Source organism: Dyadobacter sp. HNCC25DJ183 (genome assembly GCF_056895175.1).
Window position 1 is genome coordinate 304,811 of sequence record NZ_JBXHAP010000003.1, and the last position, 19,812, is coordinate 324,622.

Genomic DNA, 19,812 nt, shown 5'->3' on the forward strand with positions numbered 1-19,812 from the left:
CGTTTCATGTACAAATAAAAACCCTGATGAAGCTTTTGCTTATTGAAGACGATCCTGGCGTAATCTCCGTAATTCAGCGTGGACTTTCTGCTTCGGGGCACGAGATTGCGGTTGCAATGGATGGACAGTCGGGTATGCAAATGGCGCTTCAACATGCATTTGATATCGTTATACTGGATCTGATGGTGCCTGTCATTAACGGCATGGAAGTGTGCAGAAGGCTCCGCAGCGCGCAGTTCACCACACCGATTTTGATGCTCACTGCATTGGGAACGACGGAGAATATCGTGTCGGGGCTGGATGCAGGCGCTGATGATTATATGACAAAGCCTTTTAAGCTGGCCGAACTGGAAGCCAGGCTGCGCACTTTGACCCGCCGCGGCCGCGAACCCGAGCGGAATGACGGCATTCTGAGCATTGGCGACCTGGTGCTGGACAAGGTTACCAAAACTGTCAAAAGAGGGTCGGGCACAATCGACCTGACCGCCACCGAATTCCGCCTGCTCGAATACCTGCTTTCCAATACCAACCGTGTATTGAACCGCATTGAAATCCTTGAAAATGTATGGGATATTAATTTCAATCTGGGTACCAATGTAGTAGACGTGTATATCAATTACCTGCGCAAGAAAATTGATAAAAACCACGACGTTAAGCTGATCCACACGGTTTTCGGAATGGGCTACGTGATTCGCCAGTCTTATGAAGATTCAAAATAAGATTGCCATCATCTTTACGGTACTCTCGGCAAGCATTATCCTGGCCCTGAGCGTTTTCGTTTACATTTTCGGCTCGGAGAGTATCGCTGCCAGCTTTTTCCACCGGCTTGAAGTAAGGTCTGATATCATCGGCCATGCTGTGTTGGAAGAAAATGAATCGCGAAAGCCGATCTACTACGATATTAAAGAGCGGCATCTGGGCGACCTGCCTTTCGAAAAACACCGCATTCTGTTGTCACTTAATGATGAAGGCGTGAAGAAGAAGCTGCCATTGCCGCAGGTTTTCTACGACGAGCTCGCCAGAACAAAGGAAGCCCGGTACTTCGAAAAGGATACCACCTATGTAGGCAGGTACATTACGAGTGGTAATAGAAAAGTAATCATGATTTCGTCGGCGGTGGACCTATACGGGCTGGCCGAAATGGATAATCTTAAAAACCTGCTGGTAACCGGCTTCTTTATCTCACTCATTTTTGTTTTCACTTTCGGAAAGCTCTTTTCAACGCAGATCTTCAAGCCGATCCAGCGCATTGTACGCAATGTAAAGGGGATCAATGCGCGCAACCTGCACCAGCGGCTGATCGTAGACGACAGCGGCGACGATATCCAGGATTTGGCGCGCACTTTCAACGATATGCTCGACCGGCTGGAAGTAACATTTGAGATACAGAATAATTTCGTGAGCAATGCCTCGCACGAATTTAAAACCCCGCTGACTGTGATCAGCGCCGAGGCTGAGATCGGACTTTCAACGGCGGGACTTTCGGAAGGTGCGCGGCAGTCTTTCGAGAATATTTACCGGGAATCTGAAAAGCTTGAACACCTGACGAGCAGTATGCTAAGTCTTGCTCAAACCGGTTTTGACGGGAAAAAAGAAGAATGGGGTGCATTGCGCGTCGACGAGCTGATCCTCTCTGTCAAAGAAGCAGCGGACAAAATTATCCCCGACAATAAGGTTTCCATCAACTTTGAGAACCTGCCCGAGGAGGAGCAAAAGCTTGTGATCAATGGAAATAAGGTACTTTTGAAAGCTGCATTCAGCAATATCGTGCTCAATAGCTGCAAGTATTCAGACAACCGGCCGGTCCAGGTTTCGATCAGTCACGACAAAACCTACGTGATCGTGGAAGTAGCCGATCAGGGTATCGGGATACCTGACCGCGAGATCGGGCAGATCTTTGTTCCCTTTTTCCGAGCGTCAAACACGGAACGCTACAAAGGCTACGGGATCGGGCTTCCGCTTGCGCACAACATTATCCGGATGCACCAGGGCAAAGCCGAAGTGTGGAGCAAAGTAGGTGAGGGAACGCGTTTTAAAACCTATCTTCCGTTCTGTTATAAGGGGCTCTAATCCCGTTTTAATATTCTTATTTCCTTCTAATAACTCTCTCACCGTATTATAATGTAGCTCTTAGTACAGCCTAATAACTCTGCCGTAACATTGTATCACTGATTTAGATCAGCAAAATCATTGTTAATCAAACCGATAGAGTTGTATGAAAACTGTAATGATTCCGACGGACTTTACACACGAGGGTATCCAGGTAGCTGAGACAATTGCAAGAGATTTGAATGAAGATGTGAAGCTGGTGTTTACACACTTGTTCCATGTTGCCGACGATATCCAGGACCTGCTGTTCTCAGGTTACCGGGAGAAAGAATATGAATTTGTTTCCGAAGACTTCTGGGCAGACTGTCGTGCATTGAAAGAAGACTATCCCGATAAGCTGCAAAGTGTCAAAATCGATTTTTTCTACGGCAACAAGATCGCCGGATTGAAGAACTTCCTCGAATACCACGAAGTAGACTGCATTGCCTATTCTGCAAAATACGGCTTCCCCAAACTCAACAAGAGCAGTCTTGATGCGCTCCCTGTTTTAAAAAAATGCGGCATTCCAATGGTAAATGCTGATCTGATCAGTGTAGGCTCCTTTGCACACGCAAACAGCATGCAGTGATATTGCTTCCAACAAGAATTTGTGATCATGATAAAGTGACGAAACTATGCTGCTCAAAAAGAATATCCCTATCCGTTATATTTTCGGAAAAATAAAATACGAAATCCTGTTTGTCACAGTGTATGGGGTAGCGATCGAGGTCGTGTACCAGAATTTTCATATCACTAATATTTCCATTCCGATGACGGTACCGACTGTGCTCGGTACAATTATCTCGCTGCTTCTGGCATTCCGTTCCAACCAGGCTTACGACCGCTGGTGGGAAGCCCGGATTATCTGGGGCGCCATTGTCAACGACTCGCGTACATTGGCCCGGCAGATCATTCATTTAATGGAAGAGCCTTACGGAACCGAGAGCATTGACGGTTTTAAACACCGGATGATCAAAAGGCAGATTGCCTGGTGTTATGCGCTGGGGAAGGGGCTGCGGAAAGATGATCCGATGCCATTGATCCGGAAATTTGTGACCGATGAGGAATATGAATTTGTGAAAGACTACGACAACAAACACGTAGGTCTGCTCCAATTGCACGCCCGCGATCTTAAAAATGCATTGAAGCAAGGTTGGGTAAACCCTTATCAGCAGATAGAAATTGATGGTACGCTTACGAAGCTTTGCGACTCAATGGGTAAATGCGAGCGGATCAAAAACACGGTTTTCCCGTCAACTTACAGTCTTTACATTCATCTGGCGCTCCACTTCTTTATTTTGCTGCTGCCATTTGGTCTGGTTCAGTTGTTCGGATTTTTGATGGTACCGGTGCTGATCGTGATTACTGCATGCTTCTTTTTAATTGAGAAAATGGCGATCCATTTACAGGATCCATTTGAAAATAAGCCAACTGACACTCCTGTTTTGACTATTTCAAGAAACATTGAGCGCGATCTGAGACAAATGATGCGCGACGATCAGGTACCTTCGGCTTACGAGCCCGATAAATTCTACATTCTGTAAACCTCCTCCGCAGGGGCGCGTGGCAAGCTGCGCGCCTTCTGATATTGTCACTTGCCGAGACCTTCGTATATATTGAACAGGATGTTGTAATTCTGTTCCACCCAGTTCCCTTTTCCGGAACTTTTGTGGCGGGTGGATTTAAGATATTGCTCAAACATCCGGTAAGCCTTCATCGCTTCATCCTTCGAGTAAAAACCATCAATCCAGGAAGCCGGTACCTTGTCAGGTTTGACAATGCCGATTCCTGGATTGTAAATTCTGATGATACCTTCCGAAAATTCCCAGGATACATTATCCTGTTCCCTGGTCTTGGCTGCTTTCAGGATCAATGCATTATGCAGTAGGTTGTTGCGCAATCTTGCGCGGATCTGTGAATCGTTTTCAGATGCAGCCGGTTTGATCCGCCACTGATTGTTTTCGGGATAAAATGGATCTTCCCGAAAAGGTTTGACATTCTTCGCAAACTCCATCAGCAGCATTCCCTCTGAGGGGTTAAAGCTGAAATTCATTACCCGGACACCGCCCTGCGCCATTTTAAACTGCACGCCCACCTCCTGCGTCATGCGGGCTGAGGTAAGAAACACGGATTGTGAACTGCTGTCGTAAGACCATTTGCCTACATTGTAATCCGCACTTTCACGGATCTGCGTAAAGTTACCGTCGGGGAAAAAAGAGATAAACAGTTCTTTCTCGCTGAATGGCGTGTTCTCCATCGCGTCTTCACCGGGGACGATCACAGAAGGGTCACGCTGGTTCATGCCGTACATGCGCCAGGATCCGTTCATATTCACGCTTTTAGGAAGAATTGACTCTCTTATCGCGGTCAATTCGTCACCTTTCCCGCTTTTTTTGCTGGTCCGGTAGATAATGCCGCGGTACTGCATGATCATGATGAGGACAAACAGGAATATGAGTTTGATAAAAGTCATGCTGATGAACTTGAAAAAAGCAGGAGTAACTTCTGGATATATCCTACTTAAGAATGCACTCGAAGGCTGTTAAAAACCGATCCAGCTGCTTACTAAAATCAGTATTTTTCTATGAATATCATTAACTCTACAACCCTTTTCCTCGTTTTTTTATTTGCAAACCTCCATCATCATTTCAGAAACCCCGAACCCACCGAAAAATTACCTGCAGAAGTGACACTCCGCGCAGTGCAAAGTGCTGACGGTGAAACAATCCAGATTTTTCGGGGCAATGAAAGTAAGCCGGTGGTAACCCAGAATGCCAAGCCGGATTTTCGTCCCTACCTGCATCCCATTGTGGCGCCTGACGGAAAAGGTATCCTCACCGAATACAGCCCCGGGCACCACAAACACCAGACCGGCATCTACTGGGGTTATACCCGCGTAAACGGCCGCGACTATTTTCACCATCCGGCAGACGGTTACTGGAAAAAGGTATCTGCAAAGGTGATTGAAGCAAAAGGTCCGGAAGTAAAATGGCAGACCGTCTATAACCTGCTTGATTCTACCGGAACTGCAGTGCTGACAGAAACACAAAACTGGACTATGCGGCAAAAAAACGGCAAATACCTGCTTGACCTGGAATGGAACGGCGAAGCCCAGACTGACGTGACGATCGGGAAATACGATTACGGCGGGCTGTTTGTGCGTATGCCCTGGAAAGAAGGCATCAAAGGAGAGGTAGTGAATGCAGCAAGGCAGAAGAACGAAAAGGCAGAAGGCCAGGCGGCGCATTGGGTGGACATTGCAATGCAGGTAGAAGGCCGGAGCGACCTGGCGCACATTGCAGTTTTGGATCACAAGCAAAATAAAGGATATCCGACCATCTGGCGGGTAGATAACCAGCTCGGCGCAGGTCCGGCGCGGGCGCGGAAGGGAGATTGGTATATTAAAAAAGGGGAAACCGAGACGATCAAGAACGAGCTGGTGATTTATACCGGTGAGCTCAATGATGTGGAGCTGAATAAAACTTTTGGAGAATTTGTAGGAGATAACGGCCTTTACAATGCAACTGCACTGTGGGCGCTGGCGCAAAAGGAAGGCAGGGAAGCTAAATTTCTCAGTGCACAGGAGGCTGTCGCTGCGATGACGATCAAAGAGGGTTACCAGGTAAATGCCTGGGCCTCCGAACCGATGATGACGCAGCCCATGGCTTTTTGCTGGGACGATAAAGGTAGAATGTGGATCGCTGAAAACAAGGATTACGAATCACGCGGCAAAGGATTTTCAAATGCAGGTACCAGCCGGATTCTCATATTGGAAGATACAGACAAAGATGGGGTAGCAGACTCCCGGAAGGTTTTTGCAGAAGGTATTGCATTCCCTTCTGCATTGGCGGTTGGTTTCGATGGAGTGTTCGTAGGCGCGCCGCCAAACCTGCTTTTTATTCCTGACAAAAACGGCGACGACAAGGCAGATATGGATGACATTGAAGTACGCCTGACCGGCTGGGGTATCCGTGACCGCCACGAAACATTAAACAGTTTCCATTGGGGACCCGATGGCTGGCTGTACGGCTTGCAGGGCTTTGCAACACCTTCAACAGTGGGCAAACCTGTTGGAAAGGGCAAGTTATACAAGCACAAAGACCCATTTCCCGAAAATATCCCGGTTGAAGACGGGCAGGAGATCAATGGCGGCGTGTGGCGTTACCATCCTACAAAGCAGAAGTTTGAGGTAGTTGCGCACGGTTTTTCAAATCCCTGGGGGATCGATCATGATGCAAAAGGGCAGCTTTTTATCACGGCTTGCGTGATCCCGCATTTGTGGCACGTGGTACCGGGCGGCATTTACCACCGTCAGGGCGGGCAGCATTTCAATCCCTATGTGTATAACGATATCAAAACCATCGCCGACCACAGTCACCGTTCGGCGCACGGCGGCGCACGCATTTACCAGTCGGACGCATTCCCCGCATCCGAAAAGGGCAAAATATTCATGGCTAACATTCACGAGCACGGCATTTTGTCCGACGTACTGATACCCAAGGGCTCGGGCTTCAGTGGCAAGCATGGAGATGATTTTATGATGGCCAACAATGCGCAGTGGGTAGGTTTCAGCATGGAAATCGGGCCGGAAGGCGCTATGTATGTGCTCGACTGGCACGATGCCGATATCTGCGGTTCCGACGTTCTGAATTCAGAAACCGGACGTATTTTCAGGATAACCCCGAAAAATTCACTGGCCGAAAACTTCACCGGTCGCTACACCGATCTGACTAAAATGAGTGACCTGGAACTGGCTTCATTGCAGACCAGCAAAAGTGACTGGCACGCGCGACGGGCGAGGGTTATTTTGCAGAACCGGGCTGGCAAAGGCAGCATTGCCCAGCCTGCCCTGGATAAGCTGAATGGAATTTACAAAGACGGTTCTGCCGACGAGAGGCTGCGGGCGATGTGGGCATTGCAGGTAACAAACGCACTTCCCGGAAAGCAGTTGACTGCTGCGCTGGCGGATAAGGATGCGTATGTACGCGCCTGGGCTATCCAGTTTTTGTGTGAAAACGGGCAGCCAGCCGAAGAGGTAAGTACCAGGCTCGCTGAAATGGCGCAGAAAGATCCTTCACCGGTTGTCAGATTGTACCTGGCTTCGGCATTGCAGCGCGTCAATGCGGATTTGAAATGGAAAATAGCGACCGGGCTTGTTGCGCACGGCGAGGATGCGGGAGATCATAATTTACCTAAAATGATCTGGTTTGGTGTAGAGCCGCTTGTAAAGGAAAATCCTGCGAAAGCATTGGAGTTGTCGGCTAAATCGAAGATCCCGATGGTTACTGAGTATATCGCCCGGCGGACTGTAGATGCAGATCAGGTGGAAACGCTGGTGGCCGCGATCGGCAAAGCGCCTGTGAATAGAATGGATCTGTTGAAAGGAATGCAGGATGCGCTGTCTGACCGGACCGATATCAAAACGCCCGCTAACTGGACTGCTGTTCTTGCCAAGTTGAAGCAATCGGATAAAGCAACAGCGGCGCTCGCATTGGAACTCAACCGGCAATTTGGCAACACCGAAGCCGCCAAGACGGACCTGGCTACCTTAAAGAGCAAGAGCGCGCCCATTGAACAAAAACAGAAGGCGCTGCAATCACTCACTGCCCGACAGCGCCCGGAGCTGGCCGCCGAATTACCTGCATTATTGAGCAGCCCGGCATTACGCCTCGACGCGATCCGGAGTGTGGCTGCATTCGAAAGTGAGCCGCTGGCTAAGTCTTTGATCGAAAACTATCCCAAATTCTCTGCCACTGAAAAGTCTGAGGCGATACAAACGCTTGCTTCCAGACCCAAGTCTGGCTGGTTGCTTACCCAGGCGATTGCCAATAAATCAATCCCGAAAAAAGATGTTCCGACTTATGTAGCACGTCAGCTCCGCAGGGTAGTCGGCAGCGGTTTTGTGGAAGTGTGGGGGCCGATTGACCACGTGGCATTTGATGAAAAAGCTTATAAAAAGTACAAAGACCTGCTGACCGATGAATCCGTTTCTGCGGCCAGCAAAACAGAAGGACGGCTTGTTTTTCAGCGCACCTGCGCGCCTTGTCACAAAATGTATGGCGAAGGCGGCGCGATTGGTCCCGAGCTTACCGGCTCCAACCGGGCCAACCTTGATTACCTGCTCGGTAACATTCTCGACCCGAGCGGCGAAATCCAGGATGATTACAAAATGGTAGTAGTAACCATGCGCGACGGCCGTACTTACGTCGGAAATGTTGCCAAGGAAACCGATCGCCAGCTAACCCTGCGCGTTGTGGGGCAGGATGCAGTGGTTGTAAACAAGGCTGATATTCAAACCCGGGAAGTAAACGAGGCTTCCATGATGCCACCGGGATTGCTGGACAACCTGAGTGACAAAGAAGTAACAGAGCTGATCGCATACCTGAAAACAAGTACACAAGTGCCATTATCGAAAAAATAACAGTACAGCGGAGGAGTAGCAGAATGTAAAAACAGAATGGAAAACTGGAAGTCTATCGTCTATTTGCTGGCATTCGGACAAGGAATTGTGCTGAGCTTGTCGCTGATCGTACGAGGTATTACGCAGCAGCGGGCAAACCTGTTTCTAGGTTTGATTCTGTACATCTTCGCATTGGAGATACTCAATGCCTGGGGAATGCAGGTACATTACCATAGCCGGCCTGACAGTTTTCCATTCTGGAATTTACAGAGTTACCTTGTGCTGCCCGTTTCGCTCTGGTTTTTTGTACAATACACAACGGCGCCTGCTTATCGTGCACCCAGGTGGTCGTGGTTACTTTTCACGCCATCGTTGCTTGAAGTAATAGGACTAACCTCGTGGCGGCTTTACTGGCGGCATATTGATCAGCGCGTTCCTTCGCTGCTTGAAAATCCGGCCTGGTTTTTCGTGACCGAGATACTGCCCATTGCCGGGATGTTCGCTGTGCTCTCGTTCTACGGCCTGAAATTATTTCGGTTTCAACAGGAATGGAAGCGGGGCGGGCAAGATTTGAGTATTACCCAGGTAATCGGAATCTACGGCCTGTTTGCTTTTCTAACAACGTTAACCTTGCTCTGGACAGCGGGAGTGGGGTTGAACCTGCGTGTGTTTGCTGCGATCGAGGCTTTGCTTACCGGCTGTCTTTTTGCATTGGGCTATGCAGGTTATGTCAATCCGCATTTCTACCAGCTGCCGGTTTTGGTGAAATTAAAGTCTACTGATAAGTCTGTCTTCGCACATTATAATGACTCACGGGAGCTGGGCCGGCTTGAAGCTGCTTTTCGCGAAGATGCATTGCACATGCAGTCAAAGCTCACGCTGGAAGAGGTGGCCGCAAAGCTGCATTTGCCGCCGCGGTATCTGTCTTATCTGATCAACACACACCACAGTTCCAACTTCAATCACTACGTCAATGCATTTCGTGTAGAAGAGGTGATCCGGAAACTGGCTGACCCGGGAGAGCAGCATAAAACATTGCTTGCGCTGGCTTTGGAAGCGGGTTTCAGTTCCAAATCTACATTTAATCAGGTGTTCCGGCAGCATACTGGCAAGGCGCCGTCGGAGTACCTGCTTGTCAATAAATAAGTCCGGAATCCTGATCCCGGACGTCCGGACTTCTGTTTCAAAGCGCATTGCTTTGTTCCATTGGCTTGTTTTGCTTGCATTACTCACAAGCAATTTATCCCCATGTACAGGCAACTTCTATTTCTGTTAACCCTCAGTTGGGCTCCGTTTGCAGCAGCCCGGAACACTCAGATTCAGGTCAAAATCAACAAGAATGCCGAACTCCTCGGCTTCGTGTATTTTCTGGGCTACGAAGGCGCACATGCCCGCACGAGCAGCGATTATCCTGAGAAACGGCGAATCCGGTATGCATACGGACTGGATCTGTACCGGCAGTACCAAGCGCATGAAAAAAGTCCGCATTTGGCTGTGGCAATCGGTTTTGCGCAGGATATCTGGCTCGATTACTTCATCAATCTGCTGGTCCAGCTGGACGATTTTCCGAATGCAAAGTTGAATGAGGACATCGATTTCAAGTACTATAAAAGGTTTTCCGCGAAAGGAGACAAGGAGGAAGCCAGTAAAAATGCAGCTGCATTCATTGAAGCAATGAACCAGCTTTACAAAGAAGTGGACTTTGATTCTTATCTGACCAAAAACCGGTTAAAATACGATAATGTGCTTGCGCAGGTTCGGAGCGGGCTACCTGATAGCTTGTTTGTTCCCGCTATGGAGAAGTTTTACCAGGGGCACTTCGATAGCTATAACCTCGTACCAAGTTTGACTATCCCCGCAGGAATGGGCTTTGGTGTGAGCTATATCTCGGAAGGTAAGTCGCATGCATTCAATGTATTCGGCTCATTTGCTGCGCCGCGATTTGAAGATGACCAGCAGTTGAATATGGGGTTTGATGATGAGAAACACTTGGAGGAGCTGAGCACCCACGAATTTGCGCATTCATTTGTAAACCCCATTATCGACAAGCTGCCGGGAGAGTTGATTACGGCGGCTGAAAAGCTGTTTGTACCCGTTAAAAGCAGCATGGCCGATCAGGGTTATACCACCTGGAAAGCCTGTTTGTACGAGCATTTCGTGCGGGCGGGTGAAGTCGTAATAGCGAAGAATCTGGGTAAGAAAGCCGATGCTGAGCGGCTGATGCAGCATTATGTGCAAGATCGAAAGTTCATTTATTTGCCGGTGATTTTGCGTGAGCTGGAAGCGTATAATGCGAAGCAGGAGGGATCATATCCCGACGCGGTCAGGCTTGCGATGGAGTGGCTGGTGGAGGAGGCTCGTCGGTAGGTTTTTTGCCACGAATGCACGAATTTGCACGAATGTTAACGCTGTGCATTAGTCTGAAATGGGAGCGGAGGAGTTGATATATTTTGACTGGTAACTACGCGCTTTTATACTGCATTTCAGATATTGATGAAACATACTTTACTTTTCTGCATTCTCCTTTCGCTTATTTTTTCCTGTAAATCTAGAAAGCAGAGTGAGCCGGCCCGGGTTCAGGAGCCTGCGGTTTCCAATAGCTCGGGGAGGGAACTTGCGATCGCGCATTGCAGCCGGTGCCATTTGCTGGTTGGTCCGGAAATGCTGCCCAGGTCGAGCTGGCAGAAAGTGCTTCCTGCGATGGGACAACGCATGGGAATATATGCAGGCGGCGCCAGGCCTGACAGTTTGTTTGATCCAAAAACAGGCGGATCGCTTGTTCGGAGTGCGGGTATCTTTCCTGAAAATCCTGTTCTGGCAAAAGAAGACTGGCAAAAAATCGAAGCTTATTACCTTCAAAATGCGCCGGATACGGTTGCTGTACCTGTCCGCAAAAATCGCCTAAAAATGGGTCTGCGGCATTTCAGGTACCGGAAACCGGCGTTTTCGCATCGCCCTGCATTGACAACCATGGTGAAAATCCTGCCTGATCAGCAGGGGCTGGTATTCAGCGATGCGAAGGGTAGGCGCAAAAAGCTTACTTTTCTGGATAAAGGTCTTGCAGAAAGATATACAGTCGAACTGCCTGTGGCGCCTGTGCATTATCATGAAACGCAGCAGGGTTTGTACCTCACAGCGACTGGAAGCAATATTTTTCCGACAGACGCGGCAAATGGTTCCATTCAGCGCTGGGTCAAAAGTGCGCCGCAACAAAGCTACGCGCCCTCGGACATTCCTATTTCAAATCTGCGACGTCCGGTCCATTCAGCATTTGGTGATTTGAACGGAGATACGCACCAGGACATTGTTGTTTGTGAATTCGGCAACGAAACCGGCCAGCTTGCGTGGTACGCGAATAATGGCAGGGGCGGTTACGAAAGACACATTCTGAACGAGCGGCCCGGCGCGATCAATGCGATCATCAAAGACGCAAATGGCGACGGGCTGCCTGATATTTTCGTGTTAATGGCGCAGGCAGATGAAGGGATTTTCCTTTATGAAAACCAGGGTGGCGGACGGTTTCAGGAAAAGCGCCTGCTTACATTTTCGCCACTTAATGGCTCTCAGTACATGGAGGTAGCCGATTTTAATAAAGATGGTTTCGAAGATATTCTGTACGTCTGCGGCGACAATGCCGACAAAACGCCTATCCTGAAAAGCTACCACGGCGTATACCTGTTCCTGAATGACGGTAAATCGAACTTCAAGCAAAGCTATTTTTATCACCTGAATGGTGCTTACAAAGCGATGGCGCGGGATTACGACCTCGACGGAGACCTGGACATCGCCGCGATCTCATTCTTCCCGGATTATGCGCGATACCCGCAGGAAAGCTTTGTTTATCTTGAAAATAGGGGAAAGCTCGTCTTTGAGGATTCCACCTTCCCGCAGTCGCCCGAAGGTCGCTGGTCCGTGATGGATGCAGGCGACCTTGACGGGGATGGCGATATAGATCTGGTTCTGGGTTCGTTTGTTTACTTCCTGCCAATGGGTGACACAACCGGCCTCGGCAAGAAGTGGCTCGACACCGGCCCTTCGGTGATTGTTTTGGAGAACACGATCAAATAGAAAGGCTACCTTTCACCGAAAACCTCTGCGCCAATCTCCTGATGCGAGGATGCATATTGTAAAACCGATTTTACAAAATCATTCAGCGTAACATTATACTGTGAGGCGAGCAAGGCTATTTTTTTGTGCAGATCTGATGAAACGCGCACATTAAAAACACCTTTGTAAGACTTCTCAGGAGACTTTCCCAGCAGCCTGCACGTTTCAATATAATCGTCAACGGCTTCTTGCATACCTTGTTTCAAGGCTTCAACGGAAGTGCCTTCAAATGTGACAAGGTCATTTACACCAATCAATTTTCCAAAAAATACTTCATCTGCGGGACTGTAATAAATACTAGCAGTGTACCCGTCGTAGAACAGTGAGTTAATCATTTTTGACTTTTCCATTTTCTTCAAGAATCTCAATTACTTGTTCTATCACGTAAAACTTGACGATTTGCCCTGGATGCGGTTTGTGGAGGCTAATGATATGTTTAGCCGCATCAGCAAACTTTCGTCTCGATCCGCCAGTCGCTCCTGTCGGCAATTCGCGATATCCATAGAACTCCAGAACTAATACAAGTTCCTTCCATGTAAGGTCCTTAGGTTTATTGAAAAAGCGCGCTAGCAGCTTTTCTATTTTACTCATGTGTGTATAGAATGTAACTAATTTTTAGTTACAAATATAGAATGTAAATTGAGATTTTCAAGTTCCAGCACTACTCCTTTACAAAGACGCGGCTGTCGCTGCCTTCGCGGAAGATTACTTTTTTGTCGGCAGGTGAAAATTCGAACAGGATCGCCGCGGCGGGGTAGGCGAAGGTGTGCTTGCCGGTCTGGCGTAACTCGGCAGGCGGCCTGCTGTTAGCCTGGACGGTGAGTACTTTATCCTTTTTCGCAAATGTCAGTTTGAATTGCACCTCCGGGTTGCTGTAAGTTCCGGTATAAGGTTCAGGATCGAGGTTGGCGATCTCCTTTGCGAGACTGATAACGCCTGCTATATTGTCGGTCTCCAATATCGCCTCGCTGTATTCAAGTCGCGCCATGATACCCCAGCCGTAGAAATCGTTGGCAACGCCGATCAGCAGGTCGTTTTCTCCCTGGTTGAGGTTTAGTTTCACAGTCGCATTCTGTACCGATATCCTACCGTCGGGATAGCGTTTCATGTTTTGCTGAAAGAGGTTTTTATCCGCAAAAACAATCTGATTGTTTAAAAACACCCATACTTCATCGCTGAAACCCAGTTGTATGCCAGCTTTCACCGCTTCTTTGGCTGTGATTTTGGTTTTCAGCCAGATCGCCTTCCGGCTCTTGTTGCCTCCGTGTCTCCGCGTGAGGTTTACAAGACCGGCGCGTTCGGCCGCAATAGAATCCGTGAACAGCTCCGGTTTCGGTTGATTCTGAAAAGCCAGCTCGCTTCCGACGGGAAGATCAAAAGGAGCGGTGGACGCCCATTTTCTCAGGTAAAGCCCGTCATAGCTGGTCATATCCGGTAGCGCCAGCGGACTCAAACCTTCCGTTTCATTTGGCTTTACCTGAACATTGGCGATATGAGAAGCTCCTTCAAATGCGATGCTTCCTTCCGTCGCGCTGCCTTGAAGCTCCGGTATATCCAATGCAGGCCGCATTGCATTGTTCAGGAAAACTTGCAATCTCTTGCCTGAAACAACCAGTTTTACGTGGTTCCATTCACCAGCTTTTACCATCGCGGGCGCCTGAAAGTCGGGATACATATCCCACATATTGATCCCATCAAAATAGGGCGAGTACTGAATGCCCTGGTTTGCCAGCTTGTTGCCGACACGCGACATGCGCAGGTACACAATCTCCTGTTCTTTCTGGTCTTTTTGATGGAAATAAACCGACTCAGCAAACTCTGCCGCAGAAGGATCAATATCGAACTCAATCGTACCGTCTCTGAACACCACATCTTTTAAAATCACCTGTCCCGAGTTAGGCGCCAGCTTCATTGCCTTTATTCCATGATGCTCCTCAAAGATTACCTTGTCGGCCTGGAACTGCCATTTTTCAGCAGTGAGCGGAATGGTGAAGTCATTCTTTTTAAGTGAGGAGGAGGTACTCTTCTTTTGACCAAAACTTTGAAATGCAAGGAGGATGAACAGTACTTGAACGAGATTTTTCATAGCATTTTTGCTTGTTTGATTTTGGGCAAAAATGTGCTTCAAACCCGCAAAATCCCGTTCAAATGCGAGTCAAGTTCGGTTCAAGTTGCGTTTAAGAGTGATTTCAGGCTTATTCTGCTTTCATGGCGCGGGTCGGGTTCATTAAAGCTGCTTTTACTGCCTGATAGCTTACCGTAAGCAATGCGGTGAAAAGCGAAAGAGCGCCTGCGAGGGCAAATGTCCACCAGCTCAGCTCTACCTGAAATGCGAATCCTTTTAACCATTGATCCATCAGATACCACGAAACGGGCGTCGCAATTACAATGGCAATCAAGACCAGTCTGACAAAATCGATGGAAAGTAAGGTGGTAATGTGCACGACTGTCGCGCCCAGCACTTTTCGGATGCCGACTTCTTTGGTGCGCTGCTCCGTCACGAAAGAAGCCAGGCCAAGCAAGCCCAGGCAGGAAACGAGGATTGCAATGCCGGCAAAAAAGTTGAAAAGCTGTCCCGTCTGCTGCTCCGACTTATAAAGCTGATCGTAAGCTGAATCTAGAAATGTATATTCAAATGGGTACTCGGGCTGGTATTGCTTCCAAAGCTTTTCAGCCGCCGCCAATGCAGTCGGCGCAAGCTTGCCTGTGGTATGCACATTGACGATGTGATTTGACTGCGGAGTACTGTACAGCACAAGCGGCCACATCTGTTCGCGCACGGACATCATATTGAAATCCTTCACAACACCGATGATAATACCCTCGCTACCATCACACTTGAAACGCTTTCCAACAGGATCTTTCAGGCCGGTTTGTTTTACTGCGGTTTCATTTAGAATGAAGTGCGCAGAATCGGACCTGGTACCGAAAAAATTGTCTCCTGCCAGCAGCTTGATGTTAAATCCGGGGATAAAATCTTTATCAACGCCGATCTGCGCGAGTACCAGAGTGCGGTCTTTTGACTTTCCGTCCCAGTCGCAGGAAGCTGTACCTGTCTGCACATTCACCGGGGTGTCAGTTGAAGTACTTACCGCCAAAACGCTTGCCTCTCCTGCCAGTGCCTGCTTGAACTGCTGCGTAAACCGTTTCCCTTCAAATGTGAAAACGTGTTCACGGTTAAAACCCGCGTCGCGCTCACGGATAAACCGGAGCTGATTTCCTATTACAAATGTACCCACGACCAAAACCGTCGCTAATGTAAACTGCAATACTACGAGCGACTTACGCAAGCCAGCGGCTCCGGTTTGTCGGTGGCTGCCCCGCAATGCAGCAACGGGATTGAAGCCCGAAATGAGAACAGCAGGATAAATGGCGGCCATTAAAAAGCAAAAGAACAAAATACCGGAAAGCACCTGCCAGGCAGCCGGATCAGCAAGTGAAAAACGGCCTGATTTGCCCGTTATGTTTGAATAAAAGGGTAGCAACGCCTGTACTAACCCGACTGCGATGATCAGCGAGATGCCCAATGTCAGCAGCGACTCGATGAGTAATTGTCCTGCAAGTTGCGCGGAACCTGCGCCCACCACTTTGCGGACACCTATTTCCTTATGCCGCCTTGTCGCACGCGCAGTTGTCAGGTTGACGTAGTTGATGCAGCCGATACTGAGCAGGAGCACGGCTACCATACCCAGTATCTGAACCTGCTGCTCAGGAGAATCTCCGCCTTCTACGGGATGTAGGTGGGTGTCGGCAAATAACTGCAATCGGTAATCCGATTGCACCTTTTCCTTTACCGAACGCGCGTGAGCCGCGGTAAGCTGTTGATTCAGAAGTTGAATAGCTGCGCCTGGCTTTGTTACAACATAAGTTTCAACCCCGAAATCATCCCAGTTTTCATCCATCAGTTTTTGTCCGCCTCTCTCAGGAGCAATGATCTTGCGGACATCCATATTGACATAAATATCATTTCTGAGTGAAGAATTGTCCGGCGCATTTGCCAGCACCGCGCTGATTACGAGTGTTGTTTTGGTATCAACATTTTCAACGGCTTTCCCGATCACGTCGATGGTCCCGAAATATTTCTTTGCTAATTTTTCCGAGACTACCATTGCATTCCGGGCTGTAAATGGCTTGTCAGGATTACCGGCGATAACTTTAAAACCTTCGAATACTTTGAGAAAATTGGTGTCTGCGAAAGCAATGCCGCTTTTCTCTGTGAAGGAGTGCTTACCTGTGCGGAAAATGCTGCCCGGGAAAGGCGCGGTGCGCGTTACTGCCTCTATCTCGGGGATGTTTGTGGCTGCGATAGCGACAGGAGACGGCGTTGAGGTAAATGTATTCTCATCAGGCCCTTTCCCGAAATGCGCATTAATGAGGTAGGTACGATCGGCATTTGGATGAAATCGGTCGAAAGTCAGCTCATCTTTTACCCACCAGAACAGCAGCAGGCTCACGGCAAGTACCACAGACAGTCCGCCAATATTAAGTACCGAATACCAGCCGCCGCCGCGCAGGCTGCGTAATGCAATTTTAAGGTAGTTGAGGATCATGCAGTCAAGGTCAGGTGTTCATTGGCCAATACGGCAGACGGACAGTTTTTGTGGCACTTAGCCCGCAGCAGTTTCATGCAGTTAGGCTGGGAGCGGATCTTGCCTGACAGTGGAAAGCGACATTTTAGTCACTGGCGAGGCTATTTACCGGGTTCATTCTGGCCGCTTGCATTACCTTCAATCCGATGGTCAGTATAATAATCGGCACAATCAGCAGACTGCCTGCTGCTATGAGCCACCAATGGAGGGCAATGCGATAGGCGAAGTGATTTAGCCACGTACTCATGAGCGTCCAAGCTGCGGGAACAGATAGCAAAAGCGCAATGCCGGTCAGGATCAAAAGCTCCTTTCCGAAAAGGGCTAAAATGCTGTCAACACTGGCTCCAAGCACTTTCCGAATGCCAATCTCCTTTGTTTTTTCAGTAACCATAAACGAGATCATGCCGTACAATCCCAGACAGCATATCACGATTGCAACCCAGGCGAAAAGGCGGATCAGGTTGGTTAGTTGTTCTTCCCTGGCGTAAAAGGAGGCAATTTTCTCTTCGGTGAATTCCCAGTTGAAAACCTCGCCGGGATAATGCGTTTGCCACGCTTTCCGGATATGGGATATGGAGTTGGTGAGAGAAGATAAGTCGAGTCGGATCGCTACTTCGCGGTATTGTTCAGGCTGGGCGTAAATGGCGCAGGGCTCGGTTGCATCGTGCAACGATCGCAGGTGAAAACTTTTGACCACACCCACAATCCGGCCTTTGTAGCCAGAGGTACCGTCTTCCATTGACCTGCCGATCATTTGTTGCGCATCGCGAATCCCCAGCTTTTTCATGAATTCCTCGTTGACGACAAATTCGCGGACTGAGTCACGGTCGGAGAAGCTGCGGCCGGCGAGCAGCGGCATCTGGTATGTTTTGAGATAATCCGCGTCGCCAAACCGTACTTTGATTACGAACTTCTCCCATTCAGTCCGATTATCAAACCGAACAGAGCCGCCGAATCCCATATCGGAAGTAGGCGCGTCGTACTGGTAAGTAACCGACTTTACCTCGGGATATTGGAGTAGCGCATTGCGGAAAGCCTGCCTGTTAACGGTTTCGCCGGTCTGCCTGGGCAGCGTTATCCGGATTACGCCCTTCTGGTCAAAACCCAGGTCTGCATTCCGGAAGAAATCAAGCTGCAGCATCATGACCAGCGTGCCGGTGATCATGATTTGTGCAATTACCAGCTGCACGACCACCAATGAGCGCCGCAGCCCGATGCCGCCAACCTGACGGGAAATGAGCTTGCTTTTCAAAGCAGCGACCGGATTAAAGCCCGAGAGGATCACCGCCGGATAGAAACCGGCAATCAGTACAATCAGCAGTATTGTAACGAGGGCGAAAACCAGCACTTCCATTTGCAGGAGGTTACCTGCCTGAAAAGCCTGCGTGTGCGTCCAGTTATTGAGTGGGGTGAAAAGCGGAATGGTAAAGAGTATGGAGCCAAATGCGGCCAGAAGGGTAATCAGCAGTGTTTCGATATTGAACTGCCAGAAAAGTTGCTGCCTGCTGCTCCCAAGCGCTTTTCGCACGCCGATTTCCTTTGAGCGTTTCACAGCCTGGGCCGTGGCCATATTGATGAAGTTAATGCTTGCAACCAACACCAGAAAGAAGCCGACGCCGGCTAAAATCCAGAGAATGGAGCGCCGGATTTTGCCATCGTAATTTTCATTGAAGTGAATGTCAGCCAGCGGTTGCAAATGGTGCCGGTAGTAAGGCGCATTGTCCACGTAATATTTCTTCCCGTTTTTGGCTATAAGCTGTTCAATGTGCTGGGGCTGTGTATCGGGTGCGAGTCTCGCAAAAGTAAAATTCCGGCTGCTGATCCAGCCGAAATCAGTTTGCCAGTTAGTAGGTTCAATGGTTTTGATGGTGGGGAGTGAAATGTAGGCATCAAAGAAAAAATCACTGGGATACTGCTGATCTCTGATCACGCCGGTAATTTTTAAATCGTGCGCATTGTCGAGCCGCAAAATTTTTCCTGTTACATCTTCCGTTCCAAGATATTTTCGTGCAAGTTTCTGGCTCACAACTACTGTAAAAGGCTCCTGCATGGTAGCTGCCGCATTACCGGAATGCCAGTCCAATGCAAACAGCTGCATATAACCGTAATCTGCATAGGCGACATTTTCCTTTTCCATAAAGCGCCGCGGACCGGCGGTTGTATTGGTTGAAAACGATACCATCGGCATCCGGCGGAGAAATCCCGTTTTTTCAACGCCTGCATAATCTTTTCCCAAAGCAGCTGAAAGCGGGTACGCAGACCCAGGCTCGCGCACAATTCCCTCGTCTAAATGCAGGTCGAGTACGACCCGGTACAGCCTGCTGGCATCCGGCTGGTGCCGGTCAGTGGAGAGGTGATGTGCGAGAAAGAGGAAGATCAGCGTTGCGCCGGACATTCCGAGTGCCAGTCCAAGGATGTTGAGCAGGGTATAAGTGGCATTTACCCGCAGGTTACGGACAGCGACGGTCAAGTAGTTTTGCAGCATATAATCGGACGTGAGTTAGCTGCATAAAGGTAAAAATTAGCAGGTGCGCCCCGGCGATCAAGTCCTCCACAATGAAGTATTTAACATCATTTAACAACCTTCAATCCTTGCGCGGAACGCCTGACCATTTTTGAGTATAACAG

At 49.0% G+C, this 19,812-nt stretch carries 14 protein-coding genes; 8 read left to right on the plus strand and 6 right to left on the minus strand.

The genetic code is table 11. The features are described 5' to 3' along the window. Positions 1-26: 26 nt before the first annotated feature. From AC1XTG_RS08750 to AC1XTG_RS08765, 4 genes are all read left to right on the plus strand, one after another. On the plus strand, positions 27-719 hold the full coding sequence (locus tag AC1XTG_RS08750; protein WP_056289710.1) for a response regulator transcription factor: 693 nt from the start codon (positions 27-29) through the stop codon (positions 717-719). Further along, positions 703-2,070 carry a sensor histidine kinase gene (locus AC1XTG_RS08755; protein WP_056289707.1) on the plus strand — a complete coding sequence of 456 codons (1,368 nt, stop codon included), beginning with the start codon at positions 703-705 and terminating at the stop codon, positions 2,068-2,070. The genes AC1XTG_RS08750 and AC1XTG_RS08755 overlap by 17 nt, the downstream gene beginning before the upstream one ends. 145 nt (positions 2,071-2,215) lie before the next feature. Next, positions 2,216-2,677: a hypothetical protein gene (locus tag AC1XTG_RS08760; protein ID WP_056289705.1), complete on the plus strand. Its 462-nt coding sequence runs from the start codon at positions 2,216-2,218 to the stop codon at positions 2,675-2,677. A gap of 46 nt (positions 2,678-2,723) precedes the next feature. Further along, positions 2,724-3,632, plus strand: coding sequence for a bestrophin family protein (locus tag AC1XTG_RS08765; protein ID WP_056289703.1), 909 nt, complete (start codon positions 2,724-2,726; stop codon positions 3,630-3,632). A 47-nt stretch (positions 3,633-3,679) separates the two neighbouring features. Here the strand turns inward: AC1XTG_RS08765 and AC1XTG_RS08770 are convergent, their stop codons facing one another. Then, on the minus strand, positions 3,680-4,561 hold the full coding sequence (locus AC1XTG_RS08770) for a hypothetical protein (protein WP_484841688.1): 882 nt from the start codon (positions 4,559-4,561) through the stop codon (positions 3,680-3,682). A gap of 111 nt (positions 4,562-4,672) precedes the next feature. On the opposite strand from AC1XTG_RS08770, the gene AC1XTG_RS08775 reads away from it, so the two are divergent. The 4 genes from AC1XTG_RS08775 (at position 4,673) to AC1XTG_RS08790 (ending at position 12,556) form a co-directional block, all read left to right on the plus strand. Continuing rightward, complete coding sequence (locus AC1XTG_RS08775; protein ID WP_484841689.1) at positions 4,673-8,509, plus strand: PVC-type heme-binding CxxCH protein; 3,837 nt, start codon at positions 4,673-4,675, stop codon at positions 8,507-8,509. 36 nt (positions 8,510-8,545) lie between these two features. Then, positions 8,546-9,634, plus strand: coding sequence for a helix-turn-helix domain-containing protein (locus tag AC1XTG_RS08780; RefSeq protein WP_484841690.1), 1,089 nt, complete (start codon positions 8,546-8,548; stop codon positions 9,632-9,634). Positions 9,635-9,736: 102 nt separating this feature from the next. Next, a complete protein-coding gene (locus tag AC1XTG_RS08785; protein ID WP_484841691.1) occupies positions 9,737-10,855 on the plus strand; it encodes a DUF4932 domain-containing protein in 1,119 nt (372 codons plus the stop codon). A 126-nt stretch (positions 10,856-10,981) separates the two neighbouring features. Beyond that, the gene (locus tag AC1XTG_RS08790) at positions 10,982-12,556 is read left to right on the plus strand and encodes an FG-GAP repeat domain-containing protein (RefSeq protein WP_484841692.1); all 1,575 of its coding nucleotides are present in this window, start codon (positions 10,982-10,984) and stop codon (positions 12,554-12,556) included. Positions 12,557-12,561: 5 nt separating this feature from the next. On the opposite strand, the gene AC1XTG_RS08795 is transcribed toward AC1XTG_RS08790, so the two are convergent. The 5 genes from AC1XTG_RS08795 to AC1XTG_RS08815 form a co-directional block, all read right to left on the minus strand. Then, positions 12,562-12,930, minus strand: a complete 369-nt coding sequence (locus tag AC1XTG_RS08795; RefSeq protein WP_056289688.1) for a type II toxin-antitoxin system HicB family antitoxin — start codon at positions 12,928-12,930, stop codon at positions 12,562-12,564. After that, positions 12,923-13,186: a type II toxin-antitoxin system HicA family toxin gene (locus AC1XTG_RS08800; RefSeq protein ID WP_056289686.1), complete on the minus strand. Its 264-nt coding sequence runs from the start codon at positions 13,184-13,186 to the stop codon at positions 12,923-12,925. Before AC1XTG_RS08800 ends, AC1XTG_RS08795 begins: the two co-directional genes overlap by 8 nt. A 70-nt stretch (positions 13,187-13,256) precedes the next feature. Then, positions 13,257-14,681: a 3-keto-alpha-glucoside-1,2-lyase-like domain-containing protein gene (locus tag AC1XTG_RS08805; RefSeq protein ID WP_484841693.1), complete on the minus strand. Its 1,425-nt coding sequence runs from the start codon at positions 14,679-14,681 to the stop codon at positions 13,257-13,259. Between the two features lie 109 nt (positions 14,682-14,790). Beyond that, entirely contained in the window at positions 14,791-17,145 is a 2,355-nt protein-coding gene (locus AC1XTG_RS08810) for an ABC transporter permease (RefSeq protein WP_484841694.1), read from the minus strand. 124 nt (positions 17,146-17,269) lie between these two features. Beyond that, entirely contained in the window at positions 17,270-19,669 is a 2,400-nt protein-coding gene (locus AC1XTG_RS08815; RefSeq protein WP_484841695.1) for an FtsX-like permease family protein, read from the minus strand. Between the last annotated feature and the right edge of the window lie 143 nt (positions 19,670-19,812).